General features: G+C 39.2%; 19 protein-coding genes. 10 read left to right on the top strand and 9 right to left on the bottom strand.

From position 1 onward, the window contains the following. Positions 1-46: 46 nt before the first annotated feature. Positions 47-409, bottom strand: coding sequence for a hypothetical protein (locus tag M3P19_RS13905; protein WP_249658297.1), 363 nt, complete (start codon positions 407-409; stop codon positions 47-49). 74 nt (positions 410-483) lie between these two features. Then, positions 484-1,554 carry an alpha/beta hydrolase gene (locus tag M3P19_RS13910; protein WP_249658298.1) on the bottom strand — a complete coding sequence of 357 codons (1,071 nt, stop codon included), beginning with the start codon at positions 1,552-1,554 and terminating at the stop codon, positions 484-486. A gap of 214 nt (positions 1,555-1,768) precedes the next feature. On the opposite strand from M3P19_RS13910, the gene M3P19_RS13915 reads away from it, so the two are divergent. Beyond that, positions 1,769-3,352, top strand: coding sequence for an aldehyde dehydrogenase (NADP(+)) (locus M3P19_RS13915; RefSeq protein WP_249658299.1), 1,584 nt, complete (start codon positions 1,769-1,771; stop codon positions 3,350-3,352). 9 nt (positions 3,353-3,361) lie between these two features. On the opposite strand, the gene M3P19_RS13920 is transcribed toward M3P19_RS13915, so the two are convergent. The 4 genes from M3P19_RS13920 to M3P19_RS13935 are packed head-to-tail and all read right to left on the bottom strand — an operon-like array spanning position 3,362 to position 5,698. Continuing rightward, on the bottom strand, positions 3,362-4,051 hold the full coding sequence (locus M3P19_RS13920; RefSeq protein ID WP_249658300.1) for an SCO family protein: 690 nt from the start codon (positions 4,049-4,051) through the stop codon (positions 3,362-3,364). Next, positions 4,020-4,610: a toxin-antitoxin system YwqK family antitoxin gene (locus M3P19_RS13925; RefSeq protein ID WP_249658301.1), complete on the bottom strand. Its 591-nt coding sequence runs from the start codon at positions 4,608-4,610 to the stop codon at positions 4,020-4,022. The genes M3P19_RS13920 and M3P19_RS13925 overlap by 32 nt, the downstream gene beginning before the upstream one ends. Beyond that, on the bottom strand, positions 4,597-5,382 hold the full coding sequence (locus tag M3P19_RS13930; RefSeq protein ID WP_249658302.1) for a YHYH protein: 786 nt from the start codon (positions 5,380-5,382) through the stop codon (positions 4,597-4,599). The genes M3P19_RS13925 and M3P19_RS13930 overlap by 14 nt, the downstream gene beginning before the upstream one ends. Before the next feature lie 22 nt (positions 5,383-5,404). Then, on the bottom strand, positions 5,405-5,698 hold the full coding sequence (locus M3P19_RS13935) for an EF-hand domain-containing protein (protein ID WP_249658303.1): 294 nt from the start codon (positions 5,696-5,698) through the stop codon (positions 5,405-5,407). A gap of 88 nt (positions 5,699-5,786) precedes the next feature. Here M3P19_RS13935 and M3P19_RS13940 point away from each other — a divergent pair, with 88 nt between their 5' ends. The 9 genes from M3P19_RS13940 (at position 5,787) to M3P19_RS13980 (ending at position 11,479) form a co-directional block, all read left to right on the top strand. Then, complete coding sequence (locus M3P19_RS13940; protein ID WP_249658304.1) at positions 5,787-6,392, top strand: RNA polymerase sigma factor; 606 nt, start codon at positions 5,787-5,789, stop codon at positions 6,390-6,392. A gap of 50 nt (positions 6,393-6,442) precedes the next feature. Then, positions 6,443-6,760 (top strand): hypothetical protein, encoded by a 318-nt coding sequence (locus M3P19_RS13945; RefSeq protein WP_249658305.1) that lies wholly within the window; start codon positions 6,443-6,445, stop codon positions 6,758-6,760. Between the two features lie 6 nt (positions 6,761-6,766). Then, on the top strand, positions 6,767-7,243 hold the full coding sequence (locus M3P19_RS13950; RefSeq protein WP_249658306.1) for a Spy/CpxP family protein refolding chaperone: 477 nt from the start codon (positions 6,767-6,769) through the stop codon (positions 7,241-7,243). Between the two features lie 233 nt (positions 7,244-7,476). After that, positions 7,477-7,923: a YHS domain-containing (seleno)protein gene (locus tag M3P19_RS13955; RefSeq protein WP_249658307.1), complete on the top strand. Its 447-nt coding sequence runs from the start codon at positions 7,477-7,479 to the stop codon at positions 7,921-7,923. Positions 7,924-8,036: 113 nt separating this feature from the next. Continuing rightward, complete coding sequence (locus tag M3P19_RS13960; protein WP_249658308.1) at positions 8,037-8,690, top strand: LysE family transporter; 654 nt, start codon at positions 8,037-8,039, stop codon at positions 8,688-8,690. A gap of 5 nt (positions 8,691-8,695) precedes the next feature. Further along, a complete protein-coding gene (locus M3P19_RS13965; protein ID WP_249658309.1) occupies positions 8,696-9,181 on the top strand; it encodes a DinB family protein in 486 nt (161 codons plus the stop codon). Continuing rightward, entirely contained in the window at positions 9,169-9,894 is a 726-nt protein-coding gene (locus M3P19_RS13970) for an NRDE family protein (RefSeq protein WP_249658310.1), read from the top strand. The genes M3P19_RS13965 and M3P19_RS13970 overlap by 13 nt, the downstream gene beginning before the upstream one ends. Beyond that, on the top strand, positions 9,891-10,931 hold the full coding sequence (locus M3P19_RS13975; RefSeq protein WP_249658311.1) for an ATP-grasp domain-containing protein: 1,041 nt from the start codon (positions 9,891-9,893) through the stop codon (positions 10,929-10,931). Before M3P19_RS13970 ends, M3P19_RS13975 begins: the two co-directional genes overlap by 4 nt. Continuing rightward, the gene (locus M3P19_RS13980; RefSeq protein WP_249658312.1) at positions 10,931-11,479 is read left to right on the top strand and encodes a hypothetical protein; all 549 of its coding nucleotides are present in this window, start codon (positions 10,931-10,933) and stop codon (positions 11,477-11,479) included. The genes M3P19_RS13975 and M3P19_RS13980 overlap by 1 nt, the downstream gene beginning before the upstream one ends. Here the strand turns inward: M3P19_RS13980 and M3P19_RS13985 are convergent. The 3 genes from M3P19_RS13985 to rpe form a co-directional block, all read right to left on the bottom strand. Further along, positions 11,476-12,213, bottom strand: coding sequence for a hypothetical protein (locus M3P19_RS13985; RefSeq protein ID WP_249658313.1), 738 nt, complete (start codon positions 12,211-12,213; stop codon positions 11,476-11,478). The genes M3P19_RS13980 and M3P19_RS13985 overlap by 4 nt on opposite strands. Positions 12,214-12,307: 94 nt before the next feature. Further along, positions 12,308-13,285: a YpdA family putative bacillithiol disulfide reductase gene (locus tag M3P19_RS13990; protein WP_249658314.1), complete on the bottom strand. Its 978-nt coding sequence runs from the start codon at positions 13,283-13,285 to the stop codon at positions 12,308-12,310. Then, positions 13,285-13,944, bottom strand: a complete 660-nt coding sequence (gene rpe, locus M3P19_RS13995) for a ribulose-phosphate 3-epimerase (RefSeq protein WP_249658315.1) — start codon at positions 13,942-13,944, stop codon at positions 13,285-13,287. The genes M3P19_RS13990 and rpe overlap by 1 nt, the downstream gene beginning before the upstream one ends. Positions 13,945-13,980: the final 36 nt, after the last annotated feature.

Consider the following 13,980-nt stretch of genomic DNA (forward strand, 5'->3'; position numbering starts at 1 on the left):
GTAGTTGTCCTTGTTGACTTGGCTAAAATTGAGGGTTTTCACTTGACTAGATCTTCGGAATTAGCTCCAAGGTCGAAGCCTCGTGTTTTTTACGGTCATAAGTCAGACGCATTAATGGGTAAAGAATACTCATCTTTCTAAAATAGGCCTTGTTGACCAAGGGGTTAATAGTGTTCAAGTCGGTAGGAACAACCCCATCAATGGGGATGATGATATCGCCAAATTTTATGGCTCCATCCGGATTTTCAAGAAAAGCATCATACCAACTTCGTTTCCCAAATTTATATTGACGCACAAAGTACCTACCCTTTACCTCTACAATCGTAATGTCGATAAAGCGATGCGCTCCGCATCTTATCTGATGTACCCAACTTTTTTTGACCAATTTGGATATTTCTTGAGTTGTCATGGGAATAAAGTATTGTTTTAAACCAATTAATAGGAGAAGAGGTTACAACGTAACCTCTTCTAAACCTTTCTTTCTTATTTATTGAAGAAGTCTGCAACAGCATCCGTTGATACCTTTACGGCATCTGGTTTATAGTAGAAATCAACATGGCTAAATTCCTCTAACGCCACTACTTCATGCTCATTGGTAAGTTTATCAATAAATGCAGTAGAGCAAATTGCCGTAGGAGCATTTTTACCGTAAACTACTAAAGTAGGTTGTGCTATTTTATCAGCATAAGCTTCTCCGATTGAGATTAGGGATTGCATGGCTTGATCACCAATATGCATATTGGTATAATTTTCGACAGCTTTTGGCCCTCTAAATCCATCTCGTCCATAGTAATCATAGGACTCGCCAGCCATTTCTGGGACAGCGGCGGTACCTACAAATTCCTCTCTCGACTGTTCATCGGTAAGTCCAAATGGAGCAACATAATCAGGTTCGCCGGTTTCGTATTGTTTTTGCATGGAGGCATTTGCTGCTGCAATTGTTTGATTTGCAACGTTCTTATCCGTCCATTGAAAAGCATCTGCGGCCATCATTCCGGAAACCGTTGCTATTTTCTTGATTCTGTGATCAGTTACGGCTGCGGACGCAATTATGGAACCACCTTGACATACACCAAGCCCATAAATTTCCTCAACAAAAGGAAGGGTTCCCAAATAAGAAACAGCATCCCACGTATTTTCGATTAACCTAAACATATATCTAGATTGTTTGAACTCTCCTGGTAATGCTGGCGAATCACCCATACCAAGGTAGTCAAAGCCCAAATAGATGAACCCTCTATTGGCCATTTCTGGGCCATAGGTAGCCGGAATTTGCTCTTTAACTTGTGGAAATGGACTAGCACCTACGATTGCCTTGTATTTCTTGTTTGGATCAAAACCTTCGGGTAGATATAGATCTCCTACTAAGTCAACTCCAAATGATTTAAAGGTCACTGTGTTTTTTCCTGATTTTAGATTTTCCATTGTATTTTCTTTTTTAATGTTTATTGAATTTTGTACTGATTCAGCATTTGCCTCAACACCGTTTTTTTGATTCTTTTGGCAGCTTACAAAGAGTATTGCAATACTTACTACACCGAGAACTTTTTTCATGTTGATTCTGTTTTTAATGATTAACTGATGCAAATTTCAGAAGTGCGCCTACTTTGACACTTAAACATTTTGGTATAAGACCAATACATTTTGGTGTAAACCTCTAAATGATTGTTTTCTGCAACTTTTGAATGCTTTATTTTAACCCTATCAATTCCTTTTTCCTTTATTAGAATCCTACTACCTTTAGCCACTAATTATAATCTGGACAATTATGCAATTGAGTGGGAAAAATATCCTCGGAAACATAGAATCTGCCGAAGGCAAAACAACCTTTTATGCCAACAATCCGGCAACTGGAGAAGCTTTGGAAGTCGCATTTATTGAGGCTACACAAGCTGAAGTTGACAAAGCGGTTGTTTTGGCTGAAGCTGCTTTTGAACTTTACCGACAAAAATCGGGTGTGGAACGTGCCGAATTCTTGGACACGATTGCCGAGGAACTTGCCCAATTGGAATCAACACTTGTAGCACGATGTACTTTAGAGACTGGACTTCCTGAAGGTAGATTAAAGGGTGAATTGGGAAGAACCACGGGTCAATTGCGATTGTTCGCCAATTTGTTGCGAGAAGGTTCTTGGGTTGATGCCAGAATTGATCGTGCAAATCCTGATAGAACACCGGTTCCAAAACCAGACACCCGTCAAATGCAAATTGCTCTTGGACCTGTAGGAGTCTTTGGAGCAAGTAATTTTCCGTTGGCCTTCTCTGTAGCAGGAGGAGATACCGCTTCGGCACTCGCGGCTGGATGCCCTGTGGTGGTTAAAGCGCATCCTGCACACCCTGGAACTTCCGAATTGGTAGGAAAGGCCATCGCCAAGGCAGCAGAAGATTGTAATATGCCCAACGGTGTGTTTTCTTTGGTGCAAGGTGCGGCAATAGCAGTGGGTCAAGCTATTGTAAGACATCCTTTGATCAAGGCAATAGGATTCACAGGTTCTTTTCGAGGAGGAAAAGCACTTTTTGATGAAGCGGCGCGAAGGGATGAACCGATTCCCGTTTATGCAGAAATGGGAAGCTCTAATCCGGTATTTATGTTGCCTGGTGTTATCGCACAAAATTCCGAAACCTTAGCAACAGGTCTTGCTGGTTCTGTACAACTAGGTGTGGGACAATTTTGTACCAATCCTGGGATTACCATAATTCAAAATTCTGAGCATGCCAACAAGTTTGAAAAAGAGCTTGAAAAGCAAATAACCGCATCGGAATCTGCAACTATGCTGACCGAAGCCATTCAGAATAATTTTGCTTCTGGATTGGAATCCTTAAAATCGAAAAACAAGGTGACCTCCGTTGGTAAAGGCAATCAATCAGAAGGTGGCGCGCAAGGAATCGCAGAAGTACTTTCTACCACTGCTTCCGATTTTATAGCTGATAAGGAAATGGAAGAAGAGGTTTTTGGGCCTACTACACTTTTGGTTAAATCCAATAATAAAGACGAAATGCTACAAATAGCCAGGAACTTAAATGGGCACCTTACAGCAACAGTGCACGGTACACCTAAAGATTTGGAAGATTATGCGGACTTATTGAAATTGTTGGAACGAAAGGTAGGTCGACTTCTTATCAATGCATTTCCAACTGGAGTGGAAGTTTGTCACTCCATGGTACACGGTGGCCCCTTTCCTGCAACATCGGATGCCAGGATGACTTCTGTTGGCACGGCTGCAATAACAAGATTTACGAGACCAATTTGTTATCAAGGATTTCCAGATTCCTTATTGCCAGAAGCACTTAAAGAAGCAAACCCATTGAATATCCTTCGATTGGAGGATGGTACCTATGTGATGCCAAAGTAATAGAGGAAATCAACGCTCTTTTTGCAAGGTTTTTACGTCTGCAATAAGTTGATTTATGGCTGTTTTGTTCAATCCGTTGTAAATGCCGCGGATATGCCTGTTTTTGTCGATTAAGACAAAGTTTTCGGTATGAAGAAATTCATCTTCGGTTTTCTGAAACCCTAAGTCTTCTTCTATAAAATAGGCAAAACGTCCTAAGTTGTAAATGTCTTTGCGTTTCCCGGTTACCAAATGCCATTTATTGTCAACGACACCCTTGGCGTCTGCATAATGCCTTAGTATAGGCACAGAATCCAATTCTGGAGTTACAGAATGGGATAGCAATAATATGTCAGCATCGTTAAGGAATGCATCTTGTAACAATGTCATGTTTTGTGTCATTTTAGGACATATCCCTGGGCAGGAAGTAAAAAAGAAATCAGTGATGTAAATTTTGTTTTCAAAGGTTTTTTCCGTCAATGTATCCCCCATCTGATTAATCAATGTAAAATTGGGAATCCTATGGATTCCAGTAATTGAATCACTTTGCTTTGATAACCAAAGGGGGGTAAATGAGGGTTCGTCATAATACGGTAAAACCGCAACTCGACTTTCTTTTTCGGTATTTCTTTTCTCACCACATGCCATCAGCACTGTGGTAAGTAGAGCGAATAAGTAAAAACCTGCTTTATTGTTGTACCACTTCATCCTTAAGTTCATAACAAAGGTTAGATCTTTTAAGTCCAAAAAATCGACCATTTTTGGCTTCGTAGTTGGCATATAGTTTTCCGCTTTGCAACCATGCCTGCTGCAATCCGTCCTCTTTTCCAAAGTTTAAATGGATTAAACGTGCTAATTGTCCGTTTGGGTACCATTTACATTGTTTTCCATGGCGTTCACCCATTACATAAAAAGAAGTTGTGCTCAAGTTGCCATTGGACCACCAGCTTTTAAGTTCTTTATTCAGCCTGTTATGCGCGTATTGTCCTTCCGTTCTAAGTTGTCCGGTTGGATACCATTTACGAAATACGCCATGCTTTTTTCCATTTTTAAAAGCAATTTGTTCTGCTAAGGTGCCATTGGCATGGTAAGAAAGCGCATAGCCAGTAAATGGAGTGTCATTATAATACCATTTACCTTCCAATGGATGCAACTCCAATTCGTGTTTATAAGCTTCTTGTGCGTGGATTCTAAAAGATTCCAATATGTTGTGCGCTGGGTCGTTATCCGTCACCAGAAACGCCAACAATCCTATGTATATGATTTTAATTGATTGCATTAGGAGTACCTTGATAATCACCTGGGAAAATCACATAGTATTGATTTAGATAAAGCTCATTCTCCATATGGTAATGATACTCAGGCTCGGAACTATGTTGTGTTATACCAAAATGCCCTCCTGACGCGTCCAAGTCCGTAGGGTAATCACCTGTAGCATGGCATTTTCTTCCGTAGATAAAAAAACCATCAGATAATATTCCAATGAGATTGTCGTCATCCTCTGACCAAGCCGTGGGTTCCAGATGGTAATGATACTCCGCTGGACCAATATGTCCACCAGTATAATCTAAACTAGCTGCAGCATCATTTAGCGCTCCATTTCCCTCTTGATCATTGAAAATTGCCGCACCGCTAACTGCAATACCAATGGCACCCATATTGGTAGAGGTGCTACTTGAAGCTAATTCTGGATTTTGGGGTACCCTTAAAGTAGCTTCTCCGTTAAAATTTGGTATCCTGCTTGGGGTCAGTTCCACTCCGGGCTCATCAATGTACAATTCATGTCCTGCGCCCCAATACACCGTTGTATGATTGGGTAAGCCATTGGTTTCAATAACAACATTACTACCCTCTAGGTAGATATCGGTATTGTCTTCGTCAAATTCTAGAAACGCGGGATGAAGTTCCCCTGAGTTTATGATTTCATCATCATCTGCGCCAATTGACAAATCATCTTCTGTATCAGCACTACAGGCCAGAAAACCAGCCAATACAATTGTAAAACTAGTAGCGGAAGTCATAATCCGATTAAATAACTTTTCCTTTTTCATATGTAAAAGATTTTTATGGGGTTTACTGATTTCTTTCCCTTCTCTTGGGTTTTGGGGCTTTGTTGAACTCCTCTTCAGTTATGAAACCATCTTCATTTAGGTCTACTTTATCAAAGTCACGTTTTAATGGACCCTTCACTTCATTTGAAGATAGTTTTCCATCTTCATTACTATCTAAATCCTTCAAGAGTTGTTCAAAACTTGGCGGTCCTTTGTGCGCTCTATTTTGGTCTTGCCTTTGGGCATAAAGGGTAGAGATACCAATCAGCAATACTGTAGCAACTGTTACACCTGACTTCATTCTTTTTCTATTCATTCGTATCTATTTTGTATGTTGTTTTAGATGTGAACGAATGAAAAAACTTGTGCAAGCCTGATAATTTTTTTGAAAAGACCTTCTTAACTTGCATGGAAAACAACGCACTAACCTCTTGGATGACAAGGAATTTTTAACTGAACTAAAGGCGCAAAAACACGCTGCTTATGCAAGGTTGATGGCAGAATTTCAGGAAAAAGTCTTTAATACCTGTCTTTCTTTTGTTCCCAATCAAGAAGATGCTGAGGACATTGCCCAAGAAGTTTTTGTAGAAGTTTTTCATTCCATTTCAAAATTTAAGGGAGATTCCAAATTGAGCACTTGGATATATCGGATTTCGGTGAATAAGTGCTTGGAATTTATTCGTAAAAAAAACACGAAAAAGCGATTTGGATTTATGCAATCGATTACCGGGAACTTAATTCCGATGGATAGGTCTTCTTACTTCACGGTATTTGATCATCCTGGAATTGTTCTGGAAAACAAGGAACGCAGTGAAATGCTATTCCTGGCAATCAACAAATTACCTGAGGCACAACGGGTGGTTTTTACATTGAACAAAATTGATGGTTTAAGCTATAAGGAAGTTAGTGGGATAACAGGGAAAAGTGTTTCTTCAATTGAGTCATTGCTTTTTAGAGCAAGAAGGAACCTGCAGAAAATTTTGGAAAATTATTATAAAAATGACCATTGAAGCGCAAGAAAAAAAACAAAAAAACATCTAAATAGATAACTCAAAAAGATATGGATGCGGAAAAGACTACATCTCAAAAAATAACTGAGATCCTCGACGCTGGTGTTACGATTGAATCAGTGAAAACTCCACCTTTTTTTAAGGATAAGGTGTTACAGCGTCTCTCCAGGGACAGTGAAACAAGGAGTACAGGTGCATTATTACCCTGGTTTGTTCCCAAATACCAATGGGCTACTTTATTGATAATGGTATTGTTGAACTTAGTTGCGCTCTATTACTACAATAAGGAAAGTCAAGTTGATGAACTTCAGACTTTAGTGGAGTATTACCAACTTTCACCTACTGACGGAAATTCAATCCTAAATTAATTTGGCATGAAGAAGAATCTACTTTTCTCAGCTTTATTGATTTTCCTAATGGTAATGAATGGTGTACTGCTATTTATGCTTTTGAATCAGAACGAAAAGCCTCCTAGGCCATCACGTGATTTTATGACACAAGAACTCAATTTCAGTGTGGAGCAAACTACTGAATTTATGAGGTTGGAAAGACAGCACCGGAGTAGGATGCGTGCACTTGATGATGAGTTGATATTTTTGAGAAGATCCTTTTTTACTATTGATGAGGACGTAGCTATAAAGACTTCTCAAAAAGATTCCTTATCAGAAAGAATGGGTGTGTTGTTTGTGGCAAAAAACAATGAGATTTACAGTCACTTCCAGAATATTGCCTCCATTTGTAATCCTGAACAGCGGGAGCAGCTTGAAGAAATTATGCAAAGGGCAATGCGACATGGTCCAGGTAGGGGAGGCCCACCTGGTGGTCATCCAAAAGGTCCACCCCCTCACTAACTAGTTCGCATATGTTAATTTTCACTTAAACCCGCAGTTCCATACAAGTTTTTAGAAAAATTGACATCTAATAACATAGGAGTCGGTCCTAATGATTGATGAATAGATTTTTTGGTTAGAAAGGCCCATGAGATGCTTCTCATGGGCTTTTAAATTGGCAATTATGGGCAATGATTTGGGGTTCATTGTAATGGAACACCTATCCATGCGACCTATGAGGGAAAGTCACTAAAATGAAAAAGATTGTTTTTATCCTACTGATTTTATCGGCAATTGCGGCCTTAGGGCAATCCAAACATGTGAACACAAAAAAGGGATTGGCCGCTAAAGGTTATGATGTTGTTGCCTATTTTGATGGTAATGCAGCGGAAGGTAACAAGGTGTTTTCAACCAACTATGAGGGTGTTGAATATCGTTTTTCCACACTAGGTAACAAGGAAAGGTTTGAAAAAGAACCTACTAAATTCTTACCGGCATATGGAGGTTACTGTGCATATGCAGTAGCAGTATCGGGTAAAAAAGTGAACATAAATCCAGAAACCTTTGAAATCAGGGAAGGCAAACTTTATTTGTTCTATAATTCCGGCAATACCAATACCTTGGAACTCTGGCTCCAAGAATCACCGGATGAACTGCGTTCCAAAGCAGATAAAAACTGGCAAACCATTGTAGAACGATAATCTTAAGCTTAGGTTAAAGTCGATAATCTACAGTTTAATATTTCTGGATACTGTAGGGTATGCCTATTTTAGAGACAGTAAATTGATTAATTTGTTGCAGCCTAATATCACAGATGTATAGATTTTTAAAAGTTGGATTTTATGGAATGCTAGTAAGCTTTTTGGGGGCTCTACCGTTAGGAACCTTAAATCTAACGGCATTTGATATTGCTGCATCAGAAGGGTTAGTCGCAGCATTGTGGTTTGCCTTTGCTGTTATTTTGGTGGAATTGATTATGGTAAGAATAGCATTGTATGGCAGCGAATACCTTGATATTAGCGGACGTGTGACCAATTACCTTCTTCCATTGGGCGTTTTGTTATTATTATATCTGTCAACTTCCAGTTTTCTTTCTGCACAGCACACGCAAGAGTTAAGCTCTAATTCAGCGTTTTTTCCAAAAATAAGTTCGGCTTTTGTTCTGGGATTACTGTTAAGTGCCTTAAATCCATTACAGATACCTTTTTGGTTAACTTGGAGCAAGGTGTTAACGGCTAAGGGTATTCTAAAGAAAAGCAAAGGGTTCTATAATTTTTACCTCATGGGAATTGGTATAGGAAGTTTTATCGGACTGGCTATTTTCATTTTTGTTGGGAAATATATTTTCAACAATTACTCAGATTACAGTTTCATTACAAGTATTTTAATGGGAGTATTGTATTTAGGATTTGCAATCTATCTCCTGTATGTATTCATAAAAAGACATCTCAACTTAAAAACCTCATAAAGAACATGTTCAAATCTTCATTAGGAACGTTGGAACAATTCAAGGATATTCTTGAAGCCTTACCAGAATCATGTTATTCAAAATCATGTGAAGTCCTTTCCAATGCTAGTATTGGTCAACATACGCGCCATATCATCGAGTTGTATCTCTGTTTGCTCAATGGCTATGAGTGTGCTGATGTTTCCTATGACCGAAGGGAACGAAATCGGAAAATTGAGCAAGATCCATTGTATGCCATCCAACAAATTTCTTGGATACAGGATAACTTGGAAAAACCAAATAAACCTGTTACGGTTAGTTACGATTTAAATGGCATTGAAAATTACCTGGATTCCAACTATTTCCGCGAAGTCATGTACAACCTTGAACATACCATACATCATCATGCCCTGATCAAAATTGGTATTCAACACTTCACGGATTTAAATGTTCCCGAGTCATTTGGCGTAGCGCCATCTACACTTCAACATAGACAAGCATGTGCACAGTAAGCTACATAAGAAGAAATTCCAAGACATTCATTACTTCTAATAGAGATGAACACATAGCACGTCCTTCAGCATTGGAACCGAAAGAGGAGGTAATCAATGGAGTTCGTGTAATCTTTCCAAAAGATCCTCAGGCAGGTGGTAGCTGGTTCGCTTTTAACGAAAATGGTTTGGTAGTTGTACTATTGAATGGCGCCTTCGAAAACCATAAAAGAAAACTTCCATATGAAAAGAGCAGAGGTGTTTTACTTTTGGAAGTAGTATGTCATGAGCAACCTCAGGAGCTACTTTTCCAGATGGATTTGACGAAAATAGAACCTTTTACAATCGTTGTTAATCAAGGTAATGTCTTATTTGAGTTCAGATGGGATGGAGAAGAGAAACATCACAAGATGTTGGATGCCAATGCAGATTACATATGGTCTTCGTCGACGCTTTATGACCAACAGGCTAGGGCCAAAAGAGCAACACTTTTCCAATCTTTTATCAATTCAGGCAGTGAATTGGAAGGGAAGAGTATTCTAGACTTTCATTCATCCAACCAACAAGATTATGAGAACGGATTTATTATTGATCGGGAAACCGGGTTGAAAACTTTTAGTGTTACCCAAGTTATAAGCTCGCAGTTAGGTACACATATGAAACATCTTGATCTGCGCAACCAGAAGGAATTCAACGCTAGATTTATAAATGAAAATTTAACAACGGCCTTATGAACTGGCGCTTAAAATGGCATAAATTGACACATTGGGAATATTGGCCGCTATGGGCCATATATTACCCTCTATTTCCAGTTTGGGTGTATTTTTCAATCAAGGCAAGGTCATTTTTCTTTTTCAATGCTGCCAACCCATCTATGAAGAATGGTGGAATGGCCATGGAGTCGAAAATGGATATTTACAACCTCATTCCCAATGAGCACATTCCAGAGACCATTTTTGTTGCCAAGAATTCCAATCCAAAACAGATGTTGGAGCGAATCTTGGAAGCTGGAATCAAGTTTCCATTTATTGCAAAACCAGATATTGGAATGAAAGCATTCGGAGTTGAGAAAATCTGGAATGCACAAGAATTTCAGGCCTATTGCAAGAAAACACCAGAAAATTTCTTGGTTCAGGAATTGATACCCTTTACTAAGGAGGTAGGGGTGTTCTATGTTCGAATGCCAGGCGAATCCAAGGGCAAAGTCACAGGAATTGTGTCAAAGGAGTTTTTGTCTGTAATTGGAGATGGAAACAGCAATATTTTACAACTGATTAAGAAAGACCCACGAAGTCATTTTCAACTTAAACCCCTTCAAAAGAAATTTGGCGCAATATTGAATCAAGTATTGCCCAAGGGTGAAGAATTCATATTGGTGCCATTTGGTAGCCATACTCGTGGAGCAAAGTTTGTGGACATTTCACATAAATTGAACGATGGGATATTGAATACCATAAATAGCGTTTGTTCTAGAATGAATGGTTTCCATTATGGACGTCTGGATATATTGTACCATTCGCTGGAAGACTTGGCAGCGGGTAAAAACTTTAGTGTTATAGAGATTAACGGTGCAGGCGGGGAAGCAACGCATATTTACGACCCTAAACATTCCCTGTTTTTTGCCTGGAAAGAAATTACGAGGCATTGGTCCTATCTTAATCAGATTAGTATTCTGAATCATAGGGAAGGGCATTCCTATCTTAGTTTTAGTGATGGTAGGGCAATGTTGAAAGCCAATGGCGCCCTCGAAGCACAATTAAAGATGATTTAGTGAAAAAGTACCTGCTATACCTATTCATTTTTGGAACGTTCAGCATCGCTAATGGACAAAACACTGGATTTGGGGTCTCTTTTCAAGCCTATCCTGCCGGCGTTATCCCTACTTTGAATTTACAGCATGGAATCAATGAAAATACCACGATGTTGCTTAGGGTAGGAGCCAATTTTACAGATCGTAAGGATTTTAGTGACGTAAATATTAGTGAAGAAGGGGAAGGTTTTGGTGGTTCATTGGGCATTAGAAAGCACTTTCCATCTGGTAAAGGAGAATTTATCGCAGGATTGAATTTGGATGTATGGAGTATGAATATAGATTGGATTGACATTGGACCAGCCGATGCTCCTATTACCGGAAGTACTTATGTTTTGATTGTACAACCATGGTTGGAAGGTGGCTATTTTCTTCCTCTAGGAAATGGTAAAACCAAATTAGGCCTCACATTGGGATTGGGTAGGGAATTTAATGCCATAACAAGCGGGGAAGAAGTGGAACAAGGTTTTATAGGTAGTGCTTTGTTACACTATCTGATTATGCTTTAGCGCATATAACCATCCAATGCTTCTGAAAAAAATTGAGTTACTTGGTTTTTAGTCACTCCCGAAGCCGCTAAAACAGCACCTTTAAAATTGTCATTTACCCAGTTGCCATGGGATAATCTATTAAATGCCCAAGTATTCAGGTTGTTGTGACCTCGATATCCACTGAGATAAAAATAAAAGTCATCGACAATGGCATCTGGTGTTGCCATACCAAGTCCAATGGATTTCCCTGAGCCATTATTCAAAGCAGAAAATGCTCCGGTGTCAAAATGATGGGGCCATACGCGAATTTCAGATTTTAAGTGTTGGGCGTTCAAAAAAGACTGAATGGCGTCCTGGGCCAAACTTCTAAATTCAATCAGTGTATTAATCTGTTCCTTGTCTGGTGGGCCAAAAACAAAACCTGAGTCTGTTGTGTAAGGTAATTTATAGTGCAATTGATAGGAATAAGGTTTTAATTCCATCTTGCTGGAGGTTTCCTGAAGCCATTGCAGAATGGATGCATGGCTATTGCCTTCAAGTCCTATAAAGTCTTCTGAATTGCTCCACAATAGTCCATACCGTTCATAATCCAAGCATAATCTATTGCCAGAATTGTCCAATTCTCTAGTTTGAAGTTGGTTTTCGTCTTTTGCAAAGCTCAGATTGGTATGGCTATCATCAGCTTTGGCCTCCAAAAAGCTCTTTCCTCCCATGGCAAGATATTGGGCAGCCAAATGCATATGTCGCAACATTTCCATAGTGATTTCTAATAGGTCATCACTTAAATTTACGGAATTTTATAAGGAAAGGGAAGGCAGAGGGTAAGAGATGACTTTTAGCGGCAAATTAAACTTGCTTTAACTTCTCTTTGATGCTATTGATGATTATTGGGGCATGAATCCTAGAGTTTTCAATAAACCATTTATGGGTTTCCATACCACCGCAAATAACCCCAGCCAGAAAAAGACCCTTTACATTGGATTCCATGGTTTCGGGATTGTAAGAGGGTAATTTTTTATTATCTTGGGATAGTTCGATTCCCAAATCTTGCAGAAATTTGAAATTTGGCCGATAACCAGTTAATGCAAGAACAAAATCATTTTCCAACACAATGGCGCCTTTTGGCGTGTTAATGGTCAATGTTGTTGGAGAAATAGAAGTAACGTTTGCATTGTAATAGGCTTTTATACTTCCTTCCTCAATTCGATTAATGATATCTGGACGCACCCAATACTTTACGCGCTTTCCGACCTCTGGACCTCTTATGATCAAGGTGACTTCAGCCCCTTTCCTCCAGCATTCCAATGCTGCATCTATTGCTGAGTTGGATGCCCCTACTATGGCCAATTTTTGGCTTGCATAAAAATGTGGATCCTTGTAATAATGCGAAACTTTGGGTAGCTCTTCACCTTGAACGTTGATTTTATTGGGGAGATCATAAAAACCGGTGGCAACAATTACATTTTTGGCTAAGTAATTGGCTTTGTCCGTTTCGATTTCAAAAAAATCATTTTTTTTGGTTACCGTACCCACTTTCTCAAAGAGATTGATGTTGAGGTTGTTGGATGTCACAATTCTTCTATAGTACTCCAATGCCTCATTTCGCTTGGGTTTAGCTTCTTTGCTTATAAATGGAATGTCATCAATTTCCAGTTTTTCGGAGGAAGAAAAAAACTGCATGTTGATGGGATAATTGAATAGGGAATTTACAATAGGTCCTTTCTCAATAATGACATAGGAAAGACCATTTTTTTTGGCCTCCAATCCACAAGCAATACCAATAGGGCCACCGCCAACAATAACAATATCAAAATTGTCCTGCATTAGTTTATCCTTTGCTTAAGATCTTGAATTGTTGCTGTTGGATCATCACTTTTGAAGACAAAGCTTCCGGCAACTAATACATCAGCCCCTGCTTCTATTAGTTTAGCGGCATTCCCGGAATTAACACCTCCATCAATTTCGATTAAGGTTTTAGTATTTTTCTTTTGGATAAGCGCTTTCAAATCTCTTACTTTTTGATAGGTGTTCTCAATAAACGATTGTCCTCCAAAACCAGGATTCACACTCATTAAACAAACCAAATCAATATCTTGGATGGTATCTTCAAGCAGGTTTACCGAAGTATGTGGATTTAGTGCAACCCCTGCAAGCATACCTTCACTTTTTATGGATTGTAGTGTACGATGTAGGTGGTTGCAGGCTTCGTAATGCACAGTAAGATTATTGGCGCCCAAATTGGCAAATGTCTTAATGTACCTGTCGGGATCCACGATCATAAGGTGTACATCCAAAGTTTTTTGGGCATGTAAGGCGATAGCCTTGATTATAGGCATTCCAAAGGAAATATTTGGTACGAATACACCGTCCATAACATCCAAATGAAACCAACCGGCTTCACTTTGGTTCACCATTTCAATATCACGTTGTAAATTGGCAAAATCTGCTGCCAAAAGGGAAGGAGCAACTATCTTTTCACTCATTTCATTCTATAGCTTGCACAAAAATAACGAAATGAT

Source organism: Flagellimonas spongiicola (assembly GCF_023502425.1).
Classification (GTDB): domain Bacteria; phylum Bacteroidota; class Bacteroidia; order Flavobacteriales; family Flavobacteriaceae; genus Flagellimonas; species Flagellimonas spongiicola.